A 23,911-nucleotide genomic window follows, 5' to 3' on the forward strand; every position below is an offset into this window, starting at 1 on the left:
GTTTGGCTAAGGGAAAGGCACCTCAAGAAATTTTGACGACAAATGTTTGGTAGGCATGATAGTATAGCCGGTAAATATTTTGTAATAGTAATAAAATCCAACTTAATGTCAGACCAAAAGCAATGATTTCAAAAGCAGTCAGAGACAAATAACCAACGACTTGAAATAACAGCATTGTGACAACTAAAATGCTACCAATAACGTATGACGTAACCATGAATTCACGCGGTGCATTGGGCAATAACCAACGGTTACCAGCCATCAAAATTAAAATAAAATAGACTAAGCCGTTGGCAATTTGATCATGAATAAAATGCAATTGCCCGGCATTATTTGGAAAGGCGCCGATACCTGCTAGTGAGATGGCAGCTAATGTTAGCAAAACGCGTAAAGCAATCAGTCGGTGATTGCCGCGCATGACTTGTTGTAGTGGTACAAACAAATAATCAACTAAGGCAATCCAAATTAAGCCAGCCAAAATCAAAGTTGCGTTAAATTGCCAAGCGTCAAGAGCGCCGTCTGTTCCTAAAAAGCTCAAGTTATATTGCCACCATAGTCGTGAACTGTTAGTTACCATTGCAATCAAGACGCCGCCAATCATAGTCATCACAAAAATCGCAGTAATAAATAAAGTTGAAATCGACAAAGCGGCGTAAATCATCAAAAAATTAATAATCGCATCAAATAAAACAAATAACACCACCGAGGTGAATAAATCAAAGGTTACATTTTGGAATAAATAATTAATTGCCCAAAAGAATCCAGAGGTTATAAAGGCTAAAATAATCGCAAAAGCAATCAATAAAGCAGGGAAAACACGCCAGCTCGTTTTGCGCTTGAGTGCATTAGGTTGACGACGTACTTCTTGAACATAAGTTACCAAAAAACTAAGCATACCACTCATTTCGCCTAACAGAATAACGGCACTGGCAATTGAATTATCGCCGCCCAGTGGTAACTGAAATTCTCGTTGATAAAATGCATAACCAATGAATAACAATGCCGCCAAAACTGATGGCACTAAGAAATGTCGCAGTGATAACGTTTGAATTTCATTTTGACCGTTTATTGGGTGTAGCGTAAGCGATCCGTTCCGCAAAGTTAAATGAAAGGATTGCTCGGGGTGTAAGTTCAATTCAGTGACAATTTCTTCAGGTAAGTTGATATGATAGGGTGTTTTTGACATGATATTCTCCAATAACATCTAGTTTATCATGACAACACTGGCAAAAAACAACTAATGTAATAAAATAAAATAGAAATACAATAGTTTACACTTGTGTTATATCACAGATGTGTTATACTATAAATGTAGAGAGGAACAAGAAAAGTGAGTGACGAAATCTCACGAGCCTCTTTTTGATAAAGGAGATGTAACTAGATGTTTAGAAGCAGCAACTTTATACAAGACTACGCCCACAATCGTGTGCGTGGTCAAACTAACGAGGACGGCGATTGACAATGAGATTTGATATTAAAGCATATTTAGATGATAATTCGCTGACGATTTATCGTGTGGCGAAGGATTCTGGTTACGGGTATACAACGATTCACAAGTCGTTTAATAAAACACAATCAGACGCAACGAGCTTGAATATGCGTGATCTTGACGCACTCGCGAAGGCACAACACAAAGCAATGTGGGAAGTGCTCAGAGAACTTGAGAAACTTTATTTTGATGAACAGTAAACAAGTGCTTGGGGAAGCACAAGCACGTAGATAAAAAGGGGAATTTAAACTATGGCTAACAATAATTTTTTCAATGATCCATTCGGATCAGATATGAATGACATTTTTAACAATATGATGGGCAATATGAACGGTATGAATTCGGAAAATCGTCGTTATTTGATTAACGGTCGCGAAGTCACACCTGAGGAATTTGCGCAATATCGCCAGAGTGGTCAGCTACCACAGGGTAGTCAGCAAGCCGGTCAAGTGGCTGGTAATGGTCGCCCAATGGCACAACAACCGGGACAAGTTAAGCAAGAAGGTATGCTGGCAAAGCTTGGTCGTAATTTGACGCAAGAAGCACGTGATGGCTTGCTTGACCCAGTGATTGGTCGTAACAAAGAAATTCAAGAAACAGCGGAAATTCTAGGTCGTCGTACCAAGAATAATCCTGTGCTAGTCGGTGACGCCGGTGTTGGTAAGACGGCGGTCGTTGAAGGCTTGGCACAAGCGATTGTCAATGGGGACGTCCCAGCAGCCATTAAAGATAAGGAAATTTATAGCATTGATATTTCTAGCTTGGAAGCTGGCACACAATTCCGTGGCGCTTTTGAGGAAAATATCCAAAACTTGATGAAAGAAGTCAAGACAGCAGGTAATATCATCTTATTCTTTGATGAAATTCATCAAATCTTAGGCGCTGGTTCAACTGGTGGCGAAGATGGTGGTAAGGGATTGGCTGATATTATCAAGCCTGCCTTGAGTCGTGGTGAGATTTCATTGATTGGTGCCACAACACAAGATGAGTACCGTAACACAATCATGAAAAACGCTGCCTTGGCACGTCGTTTCAACGAGGTAACGGTTAATGCACCAAGTCCAAAGGACACGCTTGAGATTTTGAAGGGTATTGCTAAGTTATACGAGAAGCATCACCACGTCTCATTGCCAGAAGATGTCTTAAAAGCAGCGGTTGATTACGCTGTTCAATATATTCCACAACGGTCATTACCTGATAAGGCGATTGATTTGTTGGATATGACAGCAGCACATTTGTCAGCAAAGAATCCAGTGACTGACAAAGTCAGCCTAGAGAAGCAAATGACTGATGTTAAAGCAAAGCAAGAGAAGGCAGTTAGTGATGAAGATTATGAAGCAGCCTTGAAATATAAGAACCAAATTGCTGATTTGGAGAAGAAAATCAATAGTGCTGAAGATGCTACAAAAGTTGTGGCAACGCCAAATGATGTTGCGGAATCAGTTGAACGTTTGACTGGTATTCCCGTTGCACAAATGGGTGCTTCAGATATTGAACGCTTGAAGACAATTGGTGATCGCTTGGCTGGTAAAGTCATTGGTCAAGATGAAGCTGTTAACATGGTTGCTAAGGCAATTCGCCGTAATCGTGCGGGATTTGATGAAGGTAATCGTCCAATTGGTTCGTTCTTGTTTGTTGGACCAACTGGTGTTGGTAAGACCGAACTTGCTAAGCAGTTAGCGTTGGATATGTTTGGTAGCAAGGAAAACATTGTCCGTCTGGATATGAGTGAGTATTCTGACTTGACGGCCGTATCAAAGTTGATTGGTACAACGGCAGGTTATGTTGGTTATGACGACAACAGCAACACCTTAACAGAAAAAGTACGTCGTAATCCTTACTCAATTGTCTTACTAGACGAAATTGAAAAGGCTAATCCGCAAGTTTTGACATTACTATTGCAAGTGATGGATGATGGCCGCTTGACTGATGGTCAAGGTAATGTGGTTAACTTTAAGAACACAGTCATTATTGCTACATCAAACGCCGGCTTCGGTCATGGCGCAGCAGGTGATGAAGAAGACTTGATGAAGAAGTTGGCACCTTACTTCCGCCCTGAATTTTTGAACCGTTTCAATGGTGTGATTGAGTTTAGCGCTTTGACAAAGGCGGACTTGAAGCAAATTGTTGATTTGATGTTAGACGATGTGAACAAGACATTGGCTAAGAAAGACTTGACATTGCAAGTATCTGAAGCAGTCAAGAATCATTTGATTGAGGATGGTTATGACGAAGCCATGGGTGCACGTCCACTACGTCGTGTCATTGAGCAACAAATTCGTGACCAAGTGACCGACTTTTACTTGGATAACCCCGGTGAAAAGGCTTTGAGCGCTGACTTAGTTGACGGCAAGGTAGTCATTTCAGCAGTGGTTGCAAAGACAGCCGTAACTGAATAATAGTTGTTAATTGATTGAACCAGTTCATCTATTGATGAGCTGGTTTTTTTGTATGATTTGTTCATAAAATGGTCATCTTTTGTTCAAGGTAGCTTCACCCCCCACTTTATACTAAATGATGACGATAAAACTGGGAGTATGCTGCATGAAAAAATATGTTAGAAAAGCCATCTTATTAACGATAACTTTGTTACTGGTTGGCGCAAGCCCAGCACAAATGGTAGCTGCCGTGGCTGCTGAGCAATCTAATCTGAAATCGGCAACACACGATAAAACAAAAACGGCTGCATTGCTGGATAAAGTTTTTAAAATGCCAAAAAGACAGTCTGAGGTTAGTACCTCGGTTGATAATGATAAAGCAGAAGCTGAAGTCCAGCCAGAGCCAAAGGTTGACCCTGTGCCAGAACCAGATAAGCCGGATGTAGCGCAAAAAGAAAAAATCAGTGAACCGGAACCGACGTTAGCACCACAGTTAAAAGCAACTGAGACGATCACAGGCACTTATGGGACGTCACCACCATACACGCTGGACCCAGATACTGGCGTTTTGGAGTTTGGGGCAGGAACGTTGGCAGAGGGTAAAATTGATAAGTCTGACGCATTCACGTCTTATGTTTCATTGATTAAAGAAATCAAATTTTCATCAGGTGCCAAGCTACCGGCGAATTGCCTGTATATGTTTGAAAATTTACCAAGTTTAGAAAAGTTTGATAGCGCGAATCTTGATACATCGAATGTGACGAGTATGAGTTATATGTTTTTTGATTCAAAGGCAACGACGCTAGACTTGAGTCATTTTGACACGAGTGCGGTGGTTAATATGAGTTGCATGTTTTCTGATTCAAAAGCGCTAGCGTTAGATTTAAGTGATTTTGACACGAGTGCAGTGACGAATATGAGTTATATGTTTAATAATTCAGCAGCAACAACGCTAGGCCTGAGTAGCTTTAACACAAGTGCAGTGACGAATATGAGTAGCATGTTTACTGGTTCAGCAGTAACAACGCTAGACCTGAGTCATTTTGACACAAGTGCAGTGACGAATATGAGTAGCATGTTCGCTGGTTCAAAAGCAACAACATTAAACTTGAATAGTTTTGACACAAGTGCAGTGACTAATATGAGTTACATGTTTTATTATTCGGACGCAACAACGATAGATGTGAGTTGCTTTAACACAAGTGCGGTGACTAACATGAGCTACATGTTTTATCAAGCATATGTGCAAACACTGGATTTGAGTCATTTTACATTTAGCTCAGAATGTAACGTTGACCAAATGTTATTTACGACTAGAGGCGACCTATGGCGGTTAATACTTGGTGCAAATCAAACATTTAGTGCCAACGCCAATATTCATAATCCAAGTGTGAGTTTGACTATTCCGGGCGCGGGTAGCAATTACGTGAGTGGCAATAGCTGGCAAATTGTTGGTGATGGGACCGATCATGCGCCGACTGGGGCTAAGATTTCCGGTGCTGACATTCCAAGTGATAGCCGTGCAGTTACAACAACATACGTTTGGGAACATATTGAAAAGTGGCGCGGTGTGAATGGCAACTCACCGTGGTATCTGAATCCAGATGATGGTGTTTTGACTTTTTATCAGTCTGAAGATGGCTCGCCCACAGCGCTGGCTGAGCCAGTTTATGACAATTTACAAAATACTTTTGGCTGGAGTTTTAGTTTAATACAATCAGTCACTGCCATTAGATTTGATGCTGACATTGCAGCGCCAGTGAATTCAAGTAATTTGTTCGCTGGTCTTGAAAATTTAACTTCATTTGATAGTACAAATCTGGACACTAGTAATGTTGAGAATATGAGTTATATGTTTCAAGGATTATATAGTTTGTCAACGTTGAATATTGGTGGTTTTAACACGGATAAAGTAACGGATATGAGTTTTATGTTTTCAGAATTAGCACTGAATAGTCTTGATTTGAGTCATTTCAATACTGATAGGGTTGAGAATATGGCAGGGATGTTTCTAATGACGAATAATTTGACGACGTTAGATTTGTCTAACTTTGACACTAGTAATGTCAAAAATATGTTTGCTATGTTTGCATTGAATGGCGTGAGGCACTTAAATCTATCACATTTTAATACAGCGCATGTGGAAAATATGCAAGGAATGTTTCTAGCAAGTTTCGTAGAGACTTTAGACATTAGTTCATTTAATTTATCTGGGTTAAAAAACAGTCCGGATGGTGGATTAGGAGTTGATTCGCCAGTTATGTTCATGTTTAGTGCGATGTCAGCGCTTGATCCTGAATCTGAACAAACCAGCAACCTTTGGCAAGTTAAGCTTGGTGAACAGACAGTATTCCCAGACGACCCCGGATTTGAAGCAGCACCAGCCGCTGGGACAACGATTCCTGGCACAAGTTACGTCACGAATGATGCGGCTTGGCAGATTGTTGGTAACGGCACTGTCTTGAATCCAAAAGGTGACAAGGTTTCTACCACTGCAATGTGGGAAAATGCGGTTCGACCGGTAACGTATGTTTGGGCGAACAAGAATCAAGCTTCGCCAAGTATTGTATCAGTTGATAGCATTAATTTTGGCATGTTAGCAGCCAATGACTTCTTTAATGGCAATAGTCCGTTGGCAACCAACATGGCAACTGGTTCAGTAGCTTTAGAAGGTTTAGACAGCAGTAAAACGTATCATGTTACCGTGGCGCAAACAAGTGATTGGGCAACTGATGGTGAATCAGCTACGATTGCCAAGTCAAATTTGAAGATTAAATATGGCGGTAATGATTTATCAACGAGTGCTAGCAGTTTCTGGTCGGGCACATCAGCGACTGGGACCAAGAACATTGCTTTTAATCATGACACCACCAAAAATTTCAGCATTTGGTTGAACCCTAATGCTGTCTTGTCGAATAATTTATTAGGCAAACAACTAGAATCAGAATTGACATGGACGTTAAGTGACACGCCAGAGTAATAACAGTAATGAGTGAAAATGGTACAATGAAGAAAATAGATAAAGGATTTTTTGCGTGTTAACCACGCACAACAGACATTACGATGATTATTCAACATGCCATTTTGCATATTTTAGATACGAACACAGGTAGTTTAATTGCTTCCCAAGCTGAAATGAACGTCGATAACGCTGGCGTTCATGATTATATTGACAAGATTGTCGCCAAGGTGATGCAAGGTGATATCAAGACAGGACATCTCACCGCTGACAATTATCTCAAACAAAGTTTGGCGCAAGATGATTTTGCGACCATGACCACGCAACTCGCTGCTAAATTATTTGACACAATGGCTGGTAGTGAAGCAATTCACCCCGGCGATTTGTTGAGTTTTCAAGCGACGATGGACGAAGGACCTGTATTTGGGTTGATAAAGTTGGATTTTGCGCCACGTTATGCACATGCTGTCGAATACGAAGACGACAAAATGGTGAACAACTTGGTACTAAATCAAGCGGTTTTGCCCGCTGCGACGCAAACGGTCAGTGAAGCAATATTGGTTGATTTAAACGATGATAGTTATCAACTGCTAGAAAAGAAATACCTCATTGATGGTCACCGCGTGCCATATTTTTCCGAGAAGTTCCTCGAAATAAAACCGGACGTTTCGGTAAAAGAGAATATTCAAACGATTAAGCGCACGGTTAAAAATATCGCTGAAAAATACGACGAACCAGAGCATGAAGCGCTCGCCATCACACAAACCGTTATTCATGATAGCATTGAGGCGACTGGTGAAATTGACACTGACATGATCGCCGAAAAAGTTTTCACCAATAATATCAGCGCAAAGCAAGAATACACTGAAAAAGTGAGCGAAAAGGCGATTCCAAAGGCTGTTGCTGTCCCCAACACGACCAAATACGAAAAAAAGTATCGTGTCCAAAAGTTTAAATTGGATTCCGGTATTGAATTATCTATTCCGATTGATATTTATCAAGATCATAGTAAAGTCGAATTTGTCAATAATGCGGATGGTACGATGTCGTTGGTGCTCAAAGACATTGCGTCTATTGTCAACAAGTTCAGCGTTTAAGGAGGAAAAAGATGCCCTATCAAGATTCTTATATTGCTAAAATACGTGAAAAAGTTGGTCATGACTTTGAATTGGTGACGGCCACTACTGACACCGTCATTGAAAATCAAAAAGGCGAGCTATTGATGGTCTTTAATCGTGATTTCAATGCGTGGGCTTTCCCCGGTGGTTACGTTGAGCCAGAAATGTCGTGGCAGGAAAATGCAGCGCGTGAATCGCTTGAAGAAGGTGGTATCGTCGCGGATCCACAACAATTACAACTGATAGGAACAGTATCGGGACGCCACTATGTTGCCCATTATCCTAATGGTGACCGCACGAAGCTCTACACAACGATTTATTTGTTAACAGCGTGGGATGATGAGTTATCCCAAATTGATGACACTGAAATTGACGCTAAGCGTTGGATGTCGCCAAAAACAGTTGCCCACACACCGCTAACATTTTCTGGGGACGCTGTTTTTAGAGTGTATCAGCAATACAAAGCGACCGGTCAAGCGCAAGCATTGACGGTTGATAGTATCCTACAACGCTTTCTTGACGCCCAAAATGGTGAAATCATTGGCGTGAATTCCTATCAAGACGCACTTCAAGAATTAACCAATGGGCAAAAACAAACCCATTGGATGTGGTTTGTGCTACCACAATTAAAAGATTTGGGTAGCAGCGCGCGTGCAATGTATTATGGTATTGATGGCGAGCAAGAAGCCAACGATTATCTTGCTGATGACACGTTACGTGAGCGTTTAGAGACAATTGTCACGACCACACTGAATTTGCCTGACTCTGATCCGGTGGCATTATTTGGTGAAGTCGATGCGCAAAAATTCCAAGCAAGTTTGACATTGTTTGGTAAAGTCGCAGACAATTCTGAACTGTACCAACGTGCATTGGTGAAATATTTCAACGGGCGCCTACATGAGCCAACGTTAGCACTATTAAAATAAACAACGCCTGCTTACCTGATGATAGGTTTAAGGCGTAACAGTATGTGTTGCAGTTGCGCTGTATCGCTAATACCAGCGATTGCAATTCTGACAAAATAATCCTTGTGTGACCGCCAGCCACCAGCTTGAAATTGGGGGCTCAACAGCACATGGATTTTTTGTTGCGCCAAATCGTCTTTAACTTTTCCAATCTCCAGTTTTGGATTGATTTTGACCCATTGAAATGGGCTGCTGGGGGCGCTGAGATCAAATATTTCACGAAAAACAGCAACATGACGTTCTATTTGTTCACGTTGATAATGGATTAAAGGTTCAATAAGATGATGTTCAATCAGATAGCGGATAATTTCAAAGTCTAGCGTCGGTTCTTGCAAATTTAAATTAGTAAATGAATGACGCAATTGTCGATCAAATTGCTGGTCATACAGGAGAAAGGCGACGCGCAAACCGGGCGCAACAATTTTAGAAAAGCTAGTGATATAAATTGTGTTTTGCGGTGCTAAATCAATTATGGCAGGCAATTTTTGTGTATCTAAGTGTCTCAAATAATCATCTTCAATGATAATAAAATCACGTTGCCTACTCAATCGTGCTAACTGTTGACGCCGAATCAGTGGCATGGAACGATTGGTTGGATTGGATAAGAATGGCATGACGTAAACACCGTTAATTTTTTGAGTGGTGAGTAAGTGTTCGAGTGCAACGAGATCCATGCCGTCTTGATTTTGCGCAATGGCCAACAGTTTAATATGCAGTGTTTTCGCTAATTCAATGAAATTAGAATAGGTGTATTCATCGACGACGATTGTGTCATAAGGTTTGAACAAGCCAGATAAGATGACTGCCAAGCCGCTCTGACCGCCGCCAGTAATCAAGGTTGATTGATTCTTGTTCATGGGCACCTGTAAATAATCAAACCACTGCTGACAAATTTGGCGGTACTTTTGGTCATCAAAAGCGTTGGTAGAGTAGCGTGACAAAGTTGCTAATGTGACGTGTGACATAGCTAGTTTGATAGTGCTTTCTGCAAGACTATTAGGCGTGGATCCCATATTGAGAATACCCAAATCGCTGATATGTGATGCGTTATTTTGTGCTTGAATTGTATTATCACGCACACCATTAGGCGATACAAAAGTACCACGACCTTTTTCTGAATAGAGTAGCCCTTGTTTGATAGCTAATTCATAAGCATGTGTGACAGTTGTGAAGTGGATGTCTAAAAAATAGGATAGTTCTCGCTGGGAAGGTAGCTGTTTATAGGGTGGCAATATGCCGTTTTCAATGTCGTTTTGAATATTTTGATACAGCGATTGGTAAAGCGGTGGTTGCAAAGGTAATTCGCTTGGCACCCAAGACAAGTCATCATTCATGGTTGTTCTCCTAAGTATCTGTGATTATTAAACATTATAAGGCATACAATATTTTTATTGTATGCTTTTGTATTTACTGGTAACTTGTTAGTAATCAGAAAAAGGAGGGTTTATGTATGAAAATAAGTGTCAAAGCCATTCTCATTGGTGTGCTAGCTGCCTTCTTTTTCTCACTGACCTTTATTTTCAATGAAATTATTGCGAATAAGAACGGTTTTTGGTTATGGTCTGCGTCGCTGCGATTTTTGTGGATGTTGCCCATGATGGCTGTTATTTTAGTACCACTCGGTGGGTCATTTAAGCACGTGAAGCAAGCAATCAGTCGGCAACCGGTGTCATGGTGGCTGTGGAGTCATTTTTGTTTTGTGCTGTTTTATGTGCCATTATGTTTAGCAAGCGCATACTTGCCGGGCTGGTTGGTGGCAAGTGTCTGGCAAAGCACAATTGTTTGTGGTGTTTTGACGACCCCATTGCTCAACTTACGTGTTAAAGAGAAGACATCAAGACCAAAAATTCGTTTTCCGTGGCAAAGTTTGCCTTGGATGGGGTTGATTTTGGCTGGTGTTTTGATGACGGTCATGCAATATATGGGGACAATTCATATCACTGGGCATATCTACTTAGCCTTGTTGGCAATTCTTTTTGGGGCGATTTGTTATCCTTTGGGAAATCGTCAAGTCATGATGATAGCGCCCAAAACGAGTGGGATTGAGCGAATCTGGGGGATGTTGATTTGTACAACACCGACGTGGCTATTGCTTGCTGGGATTAGTTTTGTTGTCAACGGCACCCCTAGCAGCAAAACAGTTATGGCAACTTTTCTGGTGGCGCTGTCTTCAGGTGTGATTGCTACGGCACTCTTTTTCCACGCAACCTCAATGGTTTTTAAGAACATCAAATCATTAGCCAAAGTTGAAGCAACACAAGCGATGGAATTAGTGTTTTCAATCATTTTAAGTGTGATTGTTTTACATCATCCGTTCTCGTTTGGCTGGCAATTTTGGGGCGTTTTGGTGATTATTGTCGGTATTGTTGGGATTAGTTTGCGCGATTAAAAAAAGTAGTCGTCTGACTACTTTGGGTTTGACTATGCTTTAGCTTTGGGGGCATGCAACACAAGGCCATGCTCTGGTGTTCGAGCGTTGATGACAATGTCTTCAACCTTGAAGATATGTGCCAGTTCATCTTCACTGAAGACACCTTTATTTTCAGCGATCTGGCGCAACGATTTGCCAGTACGTAGGGATTCTTTAGCAATTTTGGCAGCTTCTTGGTAGCCGATAATTGGTGCCATTGCGGTGGCAAAACTAGCTGACAAATCAATATCCTGTGACAAACGTGATTTGTTAATGGTGATACCATCAACCGCATTGATACGTAGTGTATCCATTGCACGAGTCAAATGTTCAATACCGGCAATCAGACTTTTGAAGATAATGGGCTCAAAAGCGTTGAGCTCAAGCTGCCCAGCCTCCGCCGCTGCTGTAATGGTCGCGTCAAAGCCAATCATTTCAAAAGCGACTTGGTTGACTACTTCTGGAATGACTGGGTTAACTTTGCCGGGCATGATGGAAGAACCGGCTTGTTTAGCCGGTAGATTGATTTCATGGAGACCAGAACGCGGACCGGAACTAATAAGTCTTAGATCATTTGACATTTTTGATAGGTTGACCGCCAGTGACTTAAGAGCACCTGATAGCGCCACAAAACTATCTAAATTAGAGGTGGCGTCAAATAAATCATGTGCCTGTGTCAAAGGCAAGTTGGTGATACTAGCAAGGTTTGGGACGATGTGGACTTGATAGTGATAGCTGACATTGATACCTGAACCAATGGCCGAGCCGCCCATATTAAGCATATATAGCGCATCGCGGGCGGTTGTAATCCGTAGCATATCACGTCGTAAAGGCTTTAGCCATGCATGAAAACTATTACCAAGCGTCATTGGCACGGCGTCTTGTAACTGTGTGCGGCCCATTTTGTAAGTCGTAGAGAACGTGTCAGCTTTGTTGCCAAGTGCGTCAACTAGCGATTCTAATGATTCAAATAGTGGCGTCAGCAGACGAATCAAGGCAATTTTACCAGCGCTTGGATAAGTATCGTTGGTACTTTGCCCCATATTAATATGATCATTGGGATTGATGCGTTGATAGTCGCCACGAGCGCGCCCAATTTGCTCTAATGCGATGTTGGCAATCACTTCATTGACATTCATATTGGTGCTTGTACCAGCGCCACCCTGAATGTCACTAATGGGAAACATACTAGAATCAATTGGTTGCTTGAGGAGTAATTTAGTGGCGCTAACAATATGCTTGGCAATAGAACGATCTAAATTTCCTGACGTGGCGTTTGTTTGGGCAGCTGCTTGCTTAATTTCCAAAAAGGCGCGAATAATTTCTGGGTGAGTGACATTATCTGAAATCGGGAAATTATTCAAAGCTCGCTGGGTATGAACACCAAAGTAGACATCTTTTGGTAGTTCGATCTGACCAAGTGAATCTGATTCTGTACGCATGTTGGTTCTCCTTGCAGGTTATGAGAATATTTTACCGCATAAATCGAGTATACCAATTATCTATGTTATGTTTTGTGACATCAAAAAAGGCGCCCTCAAGGTGCCTTAATAATTTCAACGCTATTCTCGTGACCAATCACAATTTGATTGACGACATCGGTGAACAAACCGTGTTCGACAACACCAACCATACCAATAAGTTCTTCACCCAAAGCCCTTGGGTCTTCAATGACTGGCAAATGCAAGTCAATCAAGAAGTTTGCCGAATCGGTTCGGACAGGATTACCATTTTGGTCTAACCGCCAAGTTGGGTGGAATCCATCTGCGGTAAAGCGCTTGAACAATTGTTCAGAACCATAAGGAATGACTTCCACGGGTAAATATTGTTCGAGTTTTGGGACACGTTTGGTTTGGTCAATAACCCAGACGTTTTCACGTGAATTGAAAGCAACAATTTTTTCCCATAAGAGGGCGGCTCCGCCACCTTTAATGGCTGAAAAGTCGTCGGCCACTTGGTCGGCACCATCAATCGTCAAATCAATTTTGTCGACATCATCGACATTATACATGGGAATGCCTAGCTTAGCCGCATTACGACGCGTTTTCTCGGATGTTGGGACGCCAACAATTTTGAGATTCTCATTGGCAACACGCTCACCCAATGCCGTGATAACGTGGGCAATGGTTGAACCAGAACCGATGCCAACCACCATATCATCTTGAACAAATTCAGCGGCACGTCGGCCAGCAATAATCTTTTGCAAATCTTGTGTTGAACTCATGACTTGTATTCAATCTCCTGATAAATGTCGGGATTGCGGAAAAACAAAGTGCGTGCGTACGAGCAGACGGGTTTCACTGTCTGACCATTGGCTTGTGCTTCATGAACGACAGTATCGACTAACTGGCGTGCGACGCCTTGACCACGTAGTGATGGGTCAACAATTGTCGAGTTAAGTGACAAGGTTTTGCCATCATTAATTGTGGTATAGAGCACTTCTGCAATTGTTTTGCCGTCTTTTTCCAAAAAATAACGACCATTTTCATGTTGAAAGTCCATAATGATTTCCTCTGTCTACATTATAACAATAGAAGAGCAGTTAAGTGACAAAAATGCTGTCTAAAATTTGACCAAAATAACGTATAATGAAATATAAACAATTAATGAGGTATTTGAAAGATGACACGTGGTTTTGAAATAGTAAGTCAATATGCTAATGCTGGTTTAAACTTGCCTAAGCGAAGCACAACACAAGCGGCAGGATATGATTTTGAAGCATCAGCAGACGTTACCTTGCCAAGCGTTTTGAGTAATCCTTTTTTTAAGGGACTCAACATTTTATCACTTGGTAAACTAAAAGGTATCCGTGATGATACCGATTTACAAGACCTTTTAAAGCCTGTTTTGGTGCCTACTGGTATTAAAGCATATATGGCTGAGGGCGAATATTTACAGCTAGTGTCACGTTCCAGCGGTCCAATCAAAAAGCGTATCATGATGCCAAATGCAATTGGCATTGTAGACGCCGACTACTATAATAATGATGCTAACGAAGGGGAAATTTTCTTCCAGTTCATTAATTTTGGCATTAAAGATGTTCACATCAAAAAAGGCGAACGTATTGGTCAAGGCATTTTCTTACCGTACCTGCTGGCTGATGGGGACGATCAAGTTGCCAAACAACAACGACAAGGCGGATTTGGTTCGACGGGTCAAAATTAATGGCAGATGAGGCGACAGATATTGTTTGGCGAGGGGTTGAACACGATTTTAAGTTACGCGTAACGGGGGTCTTTTTTAACGAACAACATCAGGTGGCAGTTAATGTCGACAACGACCATCATTTTTCAGCCTTACCGGGTGGCAAAATTAAGTTTGGTGAGACAAGTCAGGTTGCTATTGTCAGAGAATTTGCTGAAGAAATGGGCATTCACGTCCGACCGGTACGATTGATTGCCGTCACAGAAAATTTGTTTGTTTTTCGTGGCAAGCAGACGAATGAAATTAATTTCACTTGGCTGCTTGAACAGGCTGATCAGACCAAATTATTTGCTAAAGATGCGTGGGAGCAAACTGTAACATGGCGTGATACCAATGATTTAGCTGACTTTAAGCCAACAGCATTGCAGGCGTTTATACGTGAATTACCTACTGCGCCAATCCACCTCATGAATCAAGATTAGGAGAGCAATTCATCACATGCAACAAAAGATAGGTGTTTTAGCAGATGTTCATGGTAATTTAACAGCTTTAGAGGCTGTGATTGCTGATGCCAAGGCGAATGGGGTGACTGAGTTTTGGTCATTAGGGGATATTACAACGTTTGGGCCTGGCACGGTAGCGAGTTACCATTTGCTGCAACAGGAGAATACTACGGTTTTCTTACAAGGCAACTGGGAATCGACTTATTTTGAAATTGAAGCTGGCGAACCAATAGATTTTGGTAATGCTAAGGACGTTGCCTTTTTGGCTTGGATGTCACGCGAATATGCGGCATTTAATCAGGCAGAGATTGATCAAATCAGGCAGTTGCCAATTAAGCGTCGTGTTGAACGTGCGGGACTAAAAATTGACCTCATGCATAATCAGCCCAATAAGAATTATGGTAGTGATTTATCGCCCGACGCACCACAAGCCAACTTTGATAAAGTATTTCAAGGTACTGATGCGGACATGGCAATATATGCGCATGTTCATGCTCAAATTATGCGATGTGACAACATTGCCTATGAGCCGTATCGGATGCACCGTATTTTGAATACTGGGACAGTGGGGCAATCATATCAACTGACGCAAAAAGGTATGATTGCACAGTATTTGTTATTGACATTAGACGATACTGTTGGTGTGGCGAGCGCTGATTTTCGACGGGTCAATTATGATACATCACTTGAAATAGCGCGTGCCCAGAAAGCTGACTGGCCATTTTCTGAGTCCTATATTCGAATGTTAAAAACAGGTCAATTTACACGTGATGCTGATAGTTTGGCGGCGGACAAACGTTTTCCAGAGTATCAAGCGCAAGCCCAGTCATTTTATCAACAGCTGAAAGGAGAATAACTATCGCTAAAGTTAAAACGCAATTTATATGTACCAATTGTGGGTTTGTATCAGCTCGTTATCTTGGGCGTTGCTCGAATTGTGGTGAGTGGGGGACATTAGTTGAAGAAAAAATTCAACCAGAAACCAATGATCGCAAGAGCCGTGTCAGCCTTGATGGTCGAACGGCCAAAGTTGAAAAAATTAACGAAGTGACTTCTGAGGCGACCCCACGGGTGGCAACGCAACTAAAGGAGTTAAATCGTGTCCTTGGTGGTGGTGTCGTACCGGGATCAATGGTACTGATTGGTGGCGATCCTGGTATTGGTAAATCAACGTTATTGCTACAAGTTTCAGGGCAATTGGCGCAAGCGGGTCGTGTTTTGTATGTAACCGGTGAAGAATCTGCGACCCAAGTTAAATTGCGCGCTGATCGTTTGGGCGTTGGGCATGACGAATTTTACCTTTATCCGGAAACGGATATGACGGCTATCAAAAAACAAATTGAAAGTTTACAGCCGGATTTTGTGGTGATTGATTCGGTTCAAACGATGCAAGAACCAGATATCACGTCTGCCATTGGCTCAGTCTCACAAATTCGTGAGGTAACGGCTGATTTGCTGCAAATCGCCAAAACTAATAATATTTCCATCTTTATCGTCGGTCATGTGACCAAAGATGGTGCTATTGCGGGACCAAAAATTTTGGAACACATGGTAGATACGGTATTATATTTTGAAGGTGATAGTCATTATAAATACCGTATTCTACGTGCTGTCAAAAATCGTTTTGGGGCGACTAACGAATTAGGTATTTTTGAAATGCGTGATGGTGGGCTAATTGAGGTTGCCAATCCCTCTGAAATTTTCCTTGAGGAGCGCTTGGCTGGTGCCACCGGATCGGCCATCGTGGTCGCATTAGAAGGATCACGCCCAATTTTGGTTGAGCTGCAAGCTTTGGTTACACCGACTGTATTTGGAAATGCGCAACGGACCGCGGCTGGATTAGATCGTAACCGTGTGTCACTTATTATGGCTGTGCTTGAGAAACGTGCCAATTTGCTACTGCAAAATCAAGATGCCTATTTGAAGGCGGCTGGGGGCGTCAAACTTGATGAGCCAGCCATTGATTTGGCAATTGCAATTGCGATTGCGAGTTCTTACTATGATAAAGAGTCACAATCTAGTGATGTATTTATTGGTGAAATTGGTTTGACTGGTGAAGTGCGCAGTGTTGCTGATATTGAAGGGCGTTTAAAGGAAGCGAAAAAGCTTGGCTTCAAACGCGCAATTGTACCAAAAAATAATTTAAATGGGATTACCAAGCCACGTGATATTCAAATCGTTGGCGTCGCAACCTTGAGCGAAGCGCTTAAAATTGCGCTAGGGTAATATTTAAAAAGCCAGTTTAACTGGCTTTTTATTTTGTTAAAAAATGAGAATGATTTCACAAAAAAATATCAAAATAGTCGTTGAAAATTCATAAAAGGGTGTAATAATGAAGTTTATGTTAAGTTGGAGTGAAGTATTGTGAATTGTATCAATGCTCTAGGCAGACGAGGAGCTTCGAAAATGAAACAGTTAAACAATTTTTTTGGTAGTCAGTGGGTAAAATTTTATGTTATTTTGATAATTTTGGAAGTGATTCATATTTGTTTCCCTGATTCGCGTTCGGTAGTGAACATCGCAATTGTGAGTATGGCTATTTTTTTCTTGGCCATGTCCGAAAATGAACTTAACCAGGTAAAGCAACGATTAAATGATAACGACTAGTAAATCATGAACTAATTTTTATAGATCAATCAGACAGTGGCTTGTTGTAATGGCATAAATGATAGTCCCGAATGTGATGCTTGGTAAAAATATATTTTTTCTTAAATTAGTAGAGTGAGGAGAAAAATTGAATGTTAATATTTGCACCGTTAGTAATTTATTGGGTAGTTACTCTTTTAGTCTTTGTATATGGTAGACGGCATATCGGACAATTTCAGAGGTATCAAAGAGTGACAATTCTATTGGGCGTCCCATTCTCGTTGGTCACGATAGGTTTATATTTTTACTATTTTGGATAATGGTCAAGCTATTCAATTTGAAACGAGGAACTTAGAGTATGAAACAATTAAAAACAGTTTTCCGTGACCGGTGGGTAAAATATTTTATTGTGGTGGTTCTAGTGGCAATCATCACGTTTTATTTTCCAAAGGCTACTGTGTCAGCATACTTCATGCTAATTATTATTGCTGGGGGTCTCTTAGCTAATTCCGAACGTGAACTCAAGCAGGTAAAAAAAAGATTAAATGATAGCAATAAAGCAGTAATTTCAAGACTGAAAGCTACTAAATATTAACGGGGAAAACAAAAATGAAATATACAAAAAATTTTTTTTCAGGACGTTGGGGAATTTATTTTGCAGTCACCGTTGTGGCAATTATAGCAACATCATATTTCCATAATCTAATTTCTTTAGCAGAAGCTGCTATTTATGGTTGTGGTGGCTACCTCTTAGCTAATTCCGATCGTGAACTCAAGCAACTGAAACGCCAGCTTAAAGACAATGACGTTGCCAACAAAAACGTGACACATAATTTATAAATCAAAAAGGACCGCATCTATGGAAATGTGGTCCTTTTTGCAACTTCTAAGCGACGTCGACAAGTGGGTTTTTATTCTTTTGAAATGCGACAATGATCAGATGAATTACTATTGTCACAATGCCAATGGCGAAAAGTTGAAGCCAGAGTGTTTCTGTGTGATTGCCGCCGTACAAAATGTTGTAATCAGCGCGAATCGCATAAAAACAAGGTGAAATATTACTCATTGCTTTGAAAAATTCAGGCAAAATCGGACGTGGAATTAAGCCAGCGCCAGACACAACTTGTGTCAGCATGAATGGCATATTGATCATGATACCCAGCTGACCTAATATCAATGAGAAAATTAAGTTGACGTTTAGGGCTGCGAACAATTCTAGTGTATGTGAAAACCATAGTTGCCAATAGACGTTCGTGCTGAAATGAATCATGCTCTTGCTGAGACCAACAATCAATAGAGGTGCAAACATGGCAATCATAACAATAGCGATTTCCGTGTAAGCATACGACCGCCAACGACCAATTAATGGTGCAAATGATTTATATGCCATTACAATGAGCATGGCTGCAATCATTGAACCAATATAGAAAGATAGTGACATAAAGAAAGGTGCCATGCTGTGTTGCATGCCGGTTGGCACTTTGTTGACCTTCACAATATCATATTGGTATGATTTGGCAACATTAGCGTAGGTTTGGTTAATTTTTGTAGTTGCTGCTTGCTGGGTTGCCTTGGCTTTTGCTAAAATAGCGTCCTTTTGAGTAGGATTTGCTGCAATCAAAGATTTTGTTTCGGTTTCTAATTGAGACAGGGTTGCTGCTGATAAGACGCCTTTGCCTTGCTGAAGTAAGACATTTTTTTGTACCTTGGCACCAACTGATTTTGAAACAGTTTCCATGGCGGAGACGGCAGTCGTTGGATTAGCATAGTTGATATAAAACTTTAATTTAGCTGTACTTTTGCCATCTATTTTTTTCAAATTAGCATTGAAGTTTTGGGGAACGTTAATAATCAAATAAATTTTACGATCATTAAGTTGCGCTTTTGCTTCGGACAAACTGAGATTTTTCTTGACATGTTTAAATGGCAAAGCGTCTTCTAATTGATGAGCGAGCTTTGTGCTATCTTTGTCTTGGCTTACCACGGCGACAGGCAATTGATCAATTTTACTAGGAACCGCTTTGTAGCCAGAAAAATAAATACCGACCATTAATAATCCGTAAAATAAAACGATGATGAGTGCGCCAATCACACCCTTATTGAGCAGAAATTTTTTGAAATTCATGTGGCTCTCCTTTTTATTTGCTGACAACAGAATAGCACTATTATGTTTTGCATGCAAGTACTTGCTTGCATTTGCGAATAACAGTCTTTTAAAATAGAAATATGATAATATAGCTAAGAAGAGGTGTGATATGACAACTAATCCAACATCAAAACAAGATTTGATTTTAAATGCTTTCATTACTTTGTTAATTCAGGGTGGCTATCAATCGGCAACTATCAATAAGACAGCCGAAGTGGCTGGTGTTAATCCCAGTACGATATTTCGTAAATTCACTGATAAAGAAGGATTGCTTTCAGCTGTTGTCGAGCGTCATTTGCACGACTTATCAACTATTTTTGATGGCATGGTTGTCATCGGTGACGTCGAAAAAGATTTGGTGACGATGTCTAAAACTTATCAAGAATTTCAAGCCAATCATCAAGAAATCGTTCTAGTTGGGGTCCAAGAATCATTTAGAATGCCAGAAATGAGCCGAGCAGTTGAAGAAATACCCCTCCAGTTCAAGCAAATGTTAAGACAATACTTTACTGATATGCGCGCACAACACAAAATTAGTGACCAAGTCGACATTGAAGCAGCCACTATGAATATGATTTGGCTAAATTTTGGTTACTTTTTAGCAGCTATTCGCTTTGAAAATCCCGATCTAGTGACGCCACCTGAAGATTTTTATGGTAAACAAATTCGCTTTTTTGCCAAAAGTTTATCAGTATGAATAGCATTCGCCACGCTATTGGAACTAGCTTACTGATTGTTGTATACTAGTAGCTAGACAAATCGTGATTACATCACAAATAGGAGATTGATAACACATGACAGAAGAAATTCGTGTCCGCTATGCGCCGTCACCAACGGGACATTTACATATTGGTAACGCGAGAACTGCAATTTTTAACTGGCTTTTTGCGCGCCATTATAACGGCACATTCATTATCCGTATTGAAGATACAGATTCAGCACGTAACATTGCTGACGGTGAAAAATCACAGCTGGATAACCTAGCTTGGCTTGGTTTGGATTGGGACGAAAGTCCTGATAAGCCAGGAGAATATGGTCCTTATCGCCAATCGGAACGTAATGAACAGGGTGTTTATCAAGAATTTATTGATGCTTTACTAGTCAATGGACAAGCTTACAAGTCATACAAAACATCAGAACAACTAGCTGCAGAGCGCGAAGCACAACAAGCTGCCAAACAAGCACCACATTATATTTATGAATATGAAGGCTTGACTAACGAAGAACGCGAAGCTAAGTATGCTGAATTTGAGGCGCAAGGGCTTAAGCCAGTTGTGCGTTTCCGCGTACCAGAGGAAAAAGTTTTTGCGTGGGACGATATTGTTAAGGGTCACATTGAAATTGGTGCTAAGGAAGTTGGTGGTGATTGGGTCATTCAAAAAGCCGATGGCATGCCAACTTACAACTTTGCCGTGGTAGTGGATGATCATTTGATGAAGATATCTCACGTTTTGCGTGGTGATGATCACGTTTCCAATACACCAAAGCAAATGATGATTTATGATGCTTTAGGTTGGGACGTGCCAAAGTTTGGGCACATGGCATTGATTATCAATGGTGAGACGGGTAAAAAATTGTCAAAGCGTGATGAAAATGTTTTGCAATTTGTCGAACAATATAAAGAACTCGGTTACCAACCACAAGCAATGGTTAACTTTATTGGCTTGCTAGGCTGGTCACCTAAGGGTGAGGACGAAATTTTCTCACTTGAAGAATTTAAAAATATGTTTGATGAGACACGCTTATCAAAAGCTAACGCTAAGTTTGACCAAAAGAAGTTGGAATGGATTAACAACCAATGGATGCGCCGTGACACAGATGCTGTTATGCCACAGTTAATTCAAGAACTAGTGAATGCTGACTTGATTTCTGAGTCCGATGCGCAACTCAAAAAAGATTGGTTAGCCGACGTTATTAAGATTGCTGGGGTTGATGGCATTTCTTATACACGTGAAATCGTTGCATTAGTGCGCAAGCCTTTCTTTGAACTTGGTGACGTGACTGATGAAATGGTTGACTATTTGACTTCCGACGATGGTCGTAAAGTCTTTGATGCTTGGGAAGCCGCATATACAGCTTTGCCAAATGATGCCACAGCAGAAGACTACATGTCAGCCATTCGTGGCATTCAAAATGATTTGGAAATTAAAGGTCGCAATTTGTGGAATCCAATTCGTATCGCCACAACTCACGAAATTCAAGGTCCGAACTTACCAGAAATGTTAGTAGTTTTGGATAAAAATACTGTTCTACAAACAATGGCTGACATTAAACAAAAATATTTGAACTAATGATAGGCGCCACGATGTGGCGCTTTTTGTTTGTAGTGCCTTATGAAAAGCCCCAAGCGTTTGACGAGTCCTGTATAATATAAGTAAATATGTTTACAGGAGACAATGTATGATTCAGGTATTCAACACTTTGACTCGCGAAAAAGAGGTGTTCAAGTCAATAACACCGGGCAAAATTAACATGTATGTTTGTGGACCAACAGTCTACAACTATATTCATATTGGTAACGCGCGTTCTGCAATTGCCTTTGATACGGTGAGACGATATTTTGAGTATCGTGGGTATGATGTGAATTATGTCTCTAATTTTACAGATGTTGATGATAAAATTATTAACCGCGCCCAAGAAGAGGGTATTTCAGAAATGGCAGTGGCTAATAAGTATGCTGATGCTTTTCATGAAGACACATTGCCACTTAATATCAAGCCTGCAACTGTTCGATCACGTGCTACCGAGGTGATTCCAGAAATTATTGCCTTTGTCCAAGACTTAGTCAATAAAGGCTATGCTTATGAAGTTGAAGGGGATGTTTATTTTCGTGCTAAAAAGTTCAAGGGCTATGGCATTTTAGCACATCAAGATTTGGCTGAAATGGAAGCAAACGCCGCAGGGCGTCTGGATGATGAAGAAACGGCTCGAAAAGAAGATCCGATTGATTTTGCAGTTTGGAAAAGTCAGGAAAATCCAGACGTTATTTCATGGCCATCACCTTGGGGCAACGGACGACCGGGTTGGCATATTGAGTGCTCGGTCATGGCACAAAAATATTTGTCAGATACCATTGATATTCATGGCGGTGGTATTGATTTGGCCTTTCCGCATCATACAAATGAAATTGCGCAATCTGAGGCGCATACGGGGCAAAAGTTTGTTAATTATTGGATGCATAATGGTTTTGTTAATGTTGATAACGAAAAAATGTCCAAGTCATTAGGTAATTTCACTACTTTGCATGATATGTTGGCTAACTATGATGACCCAATGGCTATTCGTTATTTACTTGCGACAACACAGTATCGGCGACCAATAAACTATGCCGAAGAGACATTGGCTCAAGCGCGCGCAGAATTAGATCGTATTCGTACAGGTTACCGGAATCTTGAGTTTCGCTTGGGATCAGCCACATCAGGTCATGATGATAGTATAGATCAAGCGGTGAATACCCAAAAAATTGCGTTCGAGACCGCAATGGATGATGATTTTAACGCCCAAAACGCAATTGCTGCTGTATTTGAACTTGTAACGTTAGCTAATACTTATGCTGAGTCTGATACTGTTAAGCAATCGTCTGGTAATCAACTACTAGAAACACTTCAGATGTTAATGCAGGTATTTGGTGTGGACATTCTCGAAACACAAACTTCTTTAAGCCCTGAACAGAAACAGTTATTTGATGACAGAGCAAATGCTAGAAAATCACATGATTTTAAAAAATCAGATCAATTGAGAGATGAATTAAACGCACAAGGGATTATCGTAGAGGATACGCCACAAGGACAGCGCTGGCATAAAGCATAACCCAACAAAATATCAATCAATCAAACCGATAACTTAGACTAAGAAAAACAGGTCAAAGGTTATCGGTTTTGATTTTGACGATAACCTTTCTTTTGAAATATTAAGATAAGGTAAAGGGCGGGGTGGATGAAGCGAACGAGAGAGAGGAGGTGAGGGGTAAAAGGGAGTAAAAAGCGAACGTAAAAGGGGAAAAGAGAGGTAAAGGAAGGAAAGGACAAACGGGGTAAAAGGGAGGTAAAAGAAAGGGAAAAAGTAGTTGACGAGGCGGGATAAAGTTGGTATATTAATATATGTTCTGACGCAGGCAAAAGCGAGTCAGGGCGAGCCGAAAGCTTGAGTAAGTCGACGAAGGAAGTAGTTGACAAGGCGAGCGAAAGGTGATAAGATAATATAGTTGTCTCAA

General features: G+C 40.9%; 22 protein-coding genes. 16 read left to right on the plus strand and 6 right to left on the minus strand.

Annotated features, from left to right (window positions below; all coding sequences use genetic code 11):
* Positions 1-22 precede the first annotated feature (22 nt).
* Positions 23-1,186 (minus strand): DUF998 domain-containing protein, encoded by a 1,164-nt coding sequence (locus IAE53_RS06105; RefSeq protein WP_148424056.1) that lies wholly within the window; start codon positions 1,184-1,186, stop codon positions 23-25.
* A gap of 275 nt (positions 1,187-1,461) precedes the next feature.
* Here IAE53_RS06105 and IAE53_RS06110 point away from each other — a divergent pair, with 275 nt between their 5' ends.
* From IAE53_RS06110 to IAE53_RS06130, 5 genes are all read left to right on the plus strand, one after another.
* Positions 1,462-1,689 carry a hypothetical protein gene (locus tag IAE53_RS06110; RefSeq protein ID WP_004910965.1) on the plus strand — a complete coding sequence of 76 codons (228 nt, stop codon included), beginning with the start codon at positions 1,462-1,464 and terminating at the stop codon, positions 1,687-1,689.
* Between the two features lie 51 nt (positions 1,690-1,740).
* Positions 1,741-3,888 (plus strand): AAA family ATPase, encoded by a 2,148-nt coding sequence (locus IAE53_RS06115; protein WP_010276070.1) that lies wholly within the window; start codon positions 1,741-1,743, stop codon positions 3,886-3,888.
* 145 nt (positions 3,889-4,033) lie between these two features.
* The gene (locus tag IAE53_RS06120) at positions 4,034-6,847 is read left to right on the plus strand and encodes a BspA family leucine-rich repeat surface protein (protein ID WP_200136077.1); all 2,814 of its coding nucleotides are present in this window, start codon (positions 4,034-4,036) and stop codon (positions 6,845-6,847) included.
* A gap of 83 nt (positions 6,848-6,930) precedes the next feature.
* Positions 6,931-7,923, plus strand: coding sequence for a nucleoid-associated protein (locus IAE53_RS06125; protein WP_148424058.1), 993 nt, complete (start codon positions 6,931-6,933; stop codon positions 7,921-7,923).
* A gap of 11 nt (positions 7,924-7,934) precedes the next feature.
* Positions 7,935-8,870 carry a DUF1810 family protein gene (locus IAE53_RS06130; protein ID WP_188353531.1) on the plus strand — a complete coding sequence of 312 codons (936 nt, stop codon included), beginning with the start codon at positions 7,935-7,937 and terminating at the stop codon, positions 8,868-8,870.
* Between the two features lie 11 nt (positions 8,871-8,881).
* On the opposite strand, the gene IAE53_RS06135 is transcribed toward IAE53_RS06130, so the two are convergent.
* Positions 8,882-10,243: a PLP-dependent aminotransferase family protein gene (locus IAE53_RS06135; protein WP_148424060.1), complete on the minus strand. Its 1,362-nt coding sequence runs from the start codon at positions 10,241-10,243 to the stop codon at positions 8,882-8,884.
* Positions 10,244-10,359: 116 nt separating this feature from the next.
* Here IAE53_RS06135 and IAE53_RS06140 point away from each other — a divergent pair, with 116 nt between their 5' ends.
* Entirely contained in the window at positions 10,360-11,298 is a 939-nt protein-coding gene (locus tag IAE53_RS06140) for a multidrug resistance efflux transporter family protein (RefSeq protein WP_148424061.1), read from the plus strand.
* Positions 11,299-11,330: 32 nt separating this feature from the next.
* Here IAE53_RS06140 and IAE53_RS06145 read toward each other — a convergent pair whose 3' ends face one another.
* From IAE53_RS06145 to IAE53_RS06155, 3 genes are all read right to left on the minus strand, one after another.
* Complete coding sequence (locus IAE53_RS06145) at positions 11,331-12,761, minus strand: aspartate ammonia-lyase (RefSeq protein WP_148424062.1); 1,431 nt, start codon at positions 12,759-12,761, stop codon at positions 11,331-11,333.
* Between the two features lie 95 nt (positions 12,762-12,856).
* The gene (gene rpiA, locus IAE53_RS06150; protein WP_139967678.1) at positions 12,857-13,543 is read right to left on the minus strand and encodes a ribose-5-phosphate isomerase RpiA; all 687 of its coding nucleotides are present in this window, start codon (positions 13,541-13,543) and stop codon (positions 12,857-12,859) included.
* Positions 13,540-13,821, minus strand: a complete 282-nt coding sequence (locus IAE53_RS06155; protein WP_148424063.1) for a GNAT family N-acetyltransferase — start codon at positions 13,819-13,821, stop codon at positions 13,540-13,542. Before IAE53_RS06155 ends, rpiA begins: the two co-directional genes overlap by 4 nt.
* Before the next feature lie 120 nt (positions 13,822-13,941).
* On the opposite strand from IAE53_RS06155, the gene IAE53_RS06160 reads away from it, so the two are divergent.
* The 7 genes from IAE53_RS06160 to IAE53_RS06190 all read left to right on the plus strand — a co-directional run bounded on the left by IAE53_RS06160 (position 13,942) and on the right by IAE53_RS06190 (position 18,392).
* On the plus strand, positions 13,942-14,484 hold the full coding sequence (locus IAE53_RS06160) for a deoxyuridine 5'-triphosphate nucleotidohydrolase (RefSeq protein WP_148424064.1): 543 nt from the start codon (positions 13,942-13,944) through the stop codon (positions 14,482-14,484).
* Positions 14,484-14,945 (plus strand): NUDIX hydrolase, encoded by a 462-nt coding sequence (locus tag IAE53_RS06165; RefSeq protein WP_148424065.1) that lies wholly within the window; start codon positions 14,484-14,486, stop codon positions 14,943-14,945. Before IAE53_RS06160 ends, IAE53_RS06165 begins: the two co-directional genes overlap by 1 nt.
* Before the next feature lie 16 nt (positions 14,946-14,961).
* Positions 14,962-15,822 (plus strand): metallophosphoesterase, encoded by an 861-nt coding sequence (locus IAE53_RS06170; protein WP_148424066.1) that lies wholly within the window; start codon positions 14,962-14,964, stop codon positions 15,820-15,822.
* Positions 15,823-15,824: 2 nt separating this feature from the next.
* On the plus strand, positions 15,825-17,192 hold the full coding sequence (radA, locus tag IAE53_RS06175) for a DNA repair protein RadA (RefSeq protein WP_080519300.1): 1,368 nt from the start codon (positions 15,825-15,827) through the stop codon (positions 17,190-17,192).
* Between the two features lie 180 nt (positions 17,193-17,372).
* Positions 17,373-17,573, plus strand: coding sequence for a hypothetical protein (locus IAE53_RS06180; RefSeq protein WP_148424067.1), 201 nt, complete (start codon positions 17,373-17,375; stop codon positions 17,571-17,573).
* 337 nt (positions 17,574-17,910) lie between these two features.
* The gene (locus tag IAE53_RS06185; RefSeq protein ID WP_188353530.1) at positions 17,911-18,147 is read left to right on the plus strand and encodes a hypothetical protein; all 237 of its coding nucleotides are present in this window, start codon (positions 17,911-17,913) and stop codon (positions 18,145-18,147) included.
* Between the two features lie 14 nt (positions 18,148-18,161).
* Entirely contained in the window at positions 18,162-18,392 is a 231-nt protein-coding gene (locus IAE53_RS06190) for a hypothetical protein (protein ID WP_010276022.1), read from the plus strand.
* A 46-nt stretch (positions 18,393-18,438) separates the two neighbouring features.
* On the opposite strand, the gene IAE53_RS06195 is transcribed toward IAE53_RS06190, so the two are convergent.
* A complete protein-coding gene (locus IAE53_RS06195; RefSeq protein ID WP_200136076.1) occupies positions 18,439-19,677 on the minus strand; it encodes a YhgE/Pip domain-containing protein in 1,239 nt (412 codons plus the stop codon).
* 130 nt (positions 19,678-19,807) lie between these two features.
* Between IAE53_RS06195 and IAE53_RS06200 the strand changes: the two genes are divergently transcribed.
* The 3 genes from IAE53_RS06200 (at position 19,808) to cysS (ending at position 23,508) form a co-directional block, all read left to right on the plus strand.
* Complete coding sequence (locus IAE53_RS06200; protein WP_200136075.1) at positions 19,808-20,395, plus strand: TetR/AcrR family transcriptional regulator; 588 nt, start codon at positions 19,808-19,810, stop codon at positions 20,393-20,395.
* Between the two features lie 97 nt (positions 20,396-20,492).
* Positions 20,493-21,989, plus strand: coding sequence for a glutamate--tRNA ligase (gene gltX / locus IAE53_RS06205; RefSeq protein ID WP_148424071.1), 1,497 nt, complete (start codon positions 20,493-20,495; stop codon positions 21,987-21,989).
* A 109-nt stretch (positions 21,990-22,098) separates the two neighbouring features.
* Positions 22,099-23,508: a cysteine--tRNA ligase gene (gene cysS / locus IAE53_RS06210; protein WP_148424072.1), complete on the plus strand. Its 1,410-nt coding sequence runs from the start codon at positions 22,099-22,101 to the stop codon at positions 23,506-23,508.
* Positions 23,509-23,911: the final 403 nt, after the last annotated feature.

The sequence above is a fragment of the Leuconostoc sp. S50 genome, assembly GCF_016624925.1.
Lineage (GTDB): Bacteria > Bacillota > Bacilli > Lactobacillales > Lactobacillaceae > Leuconostoc > Leuconostoc pseudomesenteroides.

What these genes read in the sequence shown, in the direction of transcription:
- IAE53_RS06140 (WP_148424061.1), top strand. Translation starts at nt 10,360, where the DNA reads ATGAAAATAAGTGTCAAAGCCATTCTCATTGGTGTGCTAGCTGCCTTC.
- cysS (WP_148424072.1), top strand. Translation starts at nt 22,099, where the DNA reads ATGATTCAGGTATTCAACACTTTGACTCGCGAAAAAGAGGTGTTCAAG.
- gltX (WP_148424071.1), top strand. Translation starts at nt 20,493, where the DNA reads ATGACAGAAGAAATTCGTGTCCGCTATGCGCCGTCACCAACGGGACAT.
- IAE53_RS06155 (WP_148424063.1), bottom strand. Translation starts at nt 13,821, where the DNA reads ATGGACTTTCAACATGAAAATGGTCGTTATTTTTTGGAAAAAGACGGC.
- IAE53_RS06180 (WP_148424067.1), top strand. Translation starts at nt 17,373, where the DNA reads ATGAAACAGTTAAACAATTTTTTTGGTAGTCAGTGGGTAAAATTTTAT.
- IAE53_RS06170 (WP_148424066.1), top strand. Translation starts at nt 14,962, where the DNA reads ATGCAACAAAAGATAGGTGTTTTAGCAGATGTTCATGGTAATTTAACA.
- IAE53_RS06105 (WP_148424056.1), bottom strand. Translation starts at nt 1,186, where the DNA reads ATGTCAAAAACACCCTATCATATCAACTTACCTGAAGAAATTGTCACT.
- IAE53_RS06145 (WP_148424062.1), bottom strand. Translation starts at nt 12,761, where the DNA reads ATGCGTACAGAATCAGATTCACTTGGTCAGATCGAACTACCAAAAGAT.
- IAE53_RS06130 (WP_188353531.1), top strand. Translation starts at nt 7,935, where the DNA reads ATGCCCTATCAAGATTCTTATATTGCTAAAATACGTGAAAAAGTTGGT.
- IAE53_RS06190 (WP_010276022.1), top strand. Translation starts at nt 18,162, where the DNA reads ATGAAATATACAAAAAATTTTTTTTCAGGACGTTGGGGAATTTATTTT.
- IAE53_RS06165 (WP_148424065.1), top strand. Translation starts at nt 14,484, where the DNA reads ATGGCAGATGAGGCGACAGATATTGTTTGGCGAGGGGTTGAACACGAT.
- IAE53_RS06185 (WP_188353530.1), top strand. Translation starts at nt 17,911, where the DNA reads ATGAAACAATTAAAAACAGTTTTCCGTGACCGGTGGGTAAAATATTTT.
- IAE53_RS06160 (WP_148424064.1), top strand. Translation starts at nt 13,942, where the DNA reads ATGACACGTGGTTTTGAAATAGTAAGTCAATATGCTAATGCTGGTTTA.
- IAE53_RS06125 (WP_148424058.1), top strand. Translation starts at nt 6,931, where the DNA reads ATGATTATTCAACATGCCATTTTGCATATTTTAGATACGAACACAGGT.
- IAE53_RS06135 (WP_148424060.1), bottom strand. Translation starts at nt 10,243, where the DNA reads ATGAATGATGACTTGTCTTGGGTGCCAAGCGAATTACCTTTGCAACCA.
- IAE53_RS06115 (WP_010276070.1), top strand. Translation starts at nt 1,741, where the DNA reads ATGGCTAACAATAATTTTTTCAATGATCCATTCGGATCAGATATGAAT.
- IAE53_RS06200 (WP_200136075.1), top strand. Translation starts at nt 19,808, where the DNA reads ATGACAACTAATCCAACATCAAAACAAGATTTGATTTTAAATGCTTTC.
- IAE53_RS06120 (WP_200136077.1), top strand. Translation starts at nt 4,034, where the DNA reads ATGAAAAAATATGTTAGAAAAGCCATCTTATTAACGATAACTTTGTTA.
- IAE53_RS06110 (WP_004910965.1), top strand. Translation starts at nt 1,462, where the DNA reads ATGAGATTTGATATTAAAGCATATTTAGATGATAATTCGCTGACGATT.
- IAE53_RS06195 (WP_200136076.1), bottom strand. Translation starts at nt 19,677, where the DNA reads ATGAATTTCAAAAAATTTCTGCTCAATAAGGGTGTGATTGGCGCACTC.
- rpiA (WP_139967678.1), bottom strand. Translation starts at nt 13,543, where the DNA reads ATGAGTTCAACACAAGATTTGCAAAAGATTATTGCTGGCCGACGTGCC.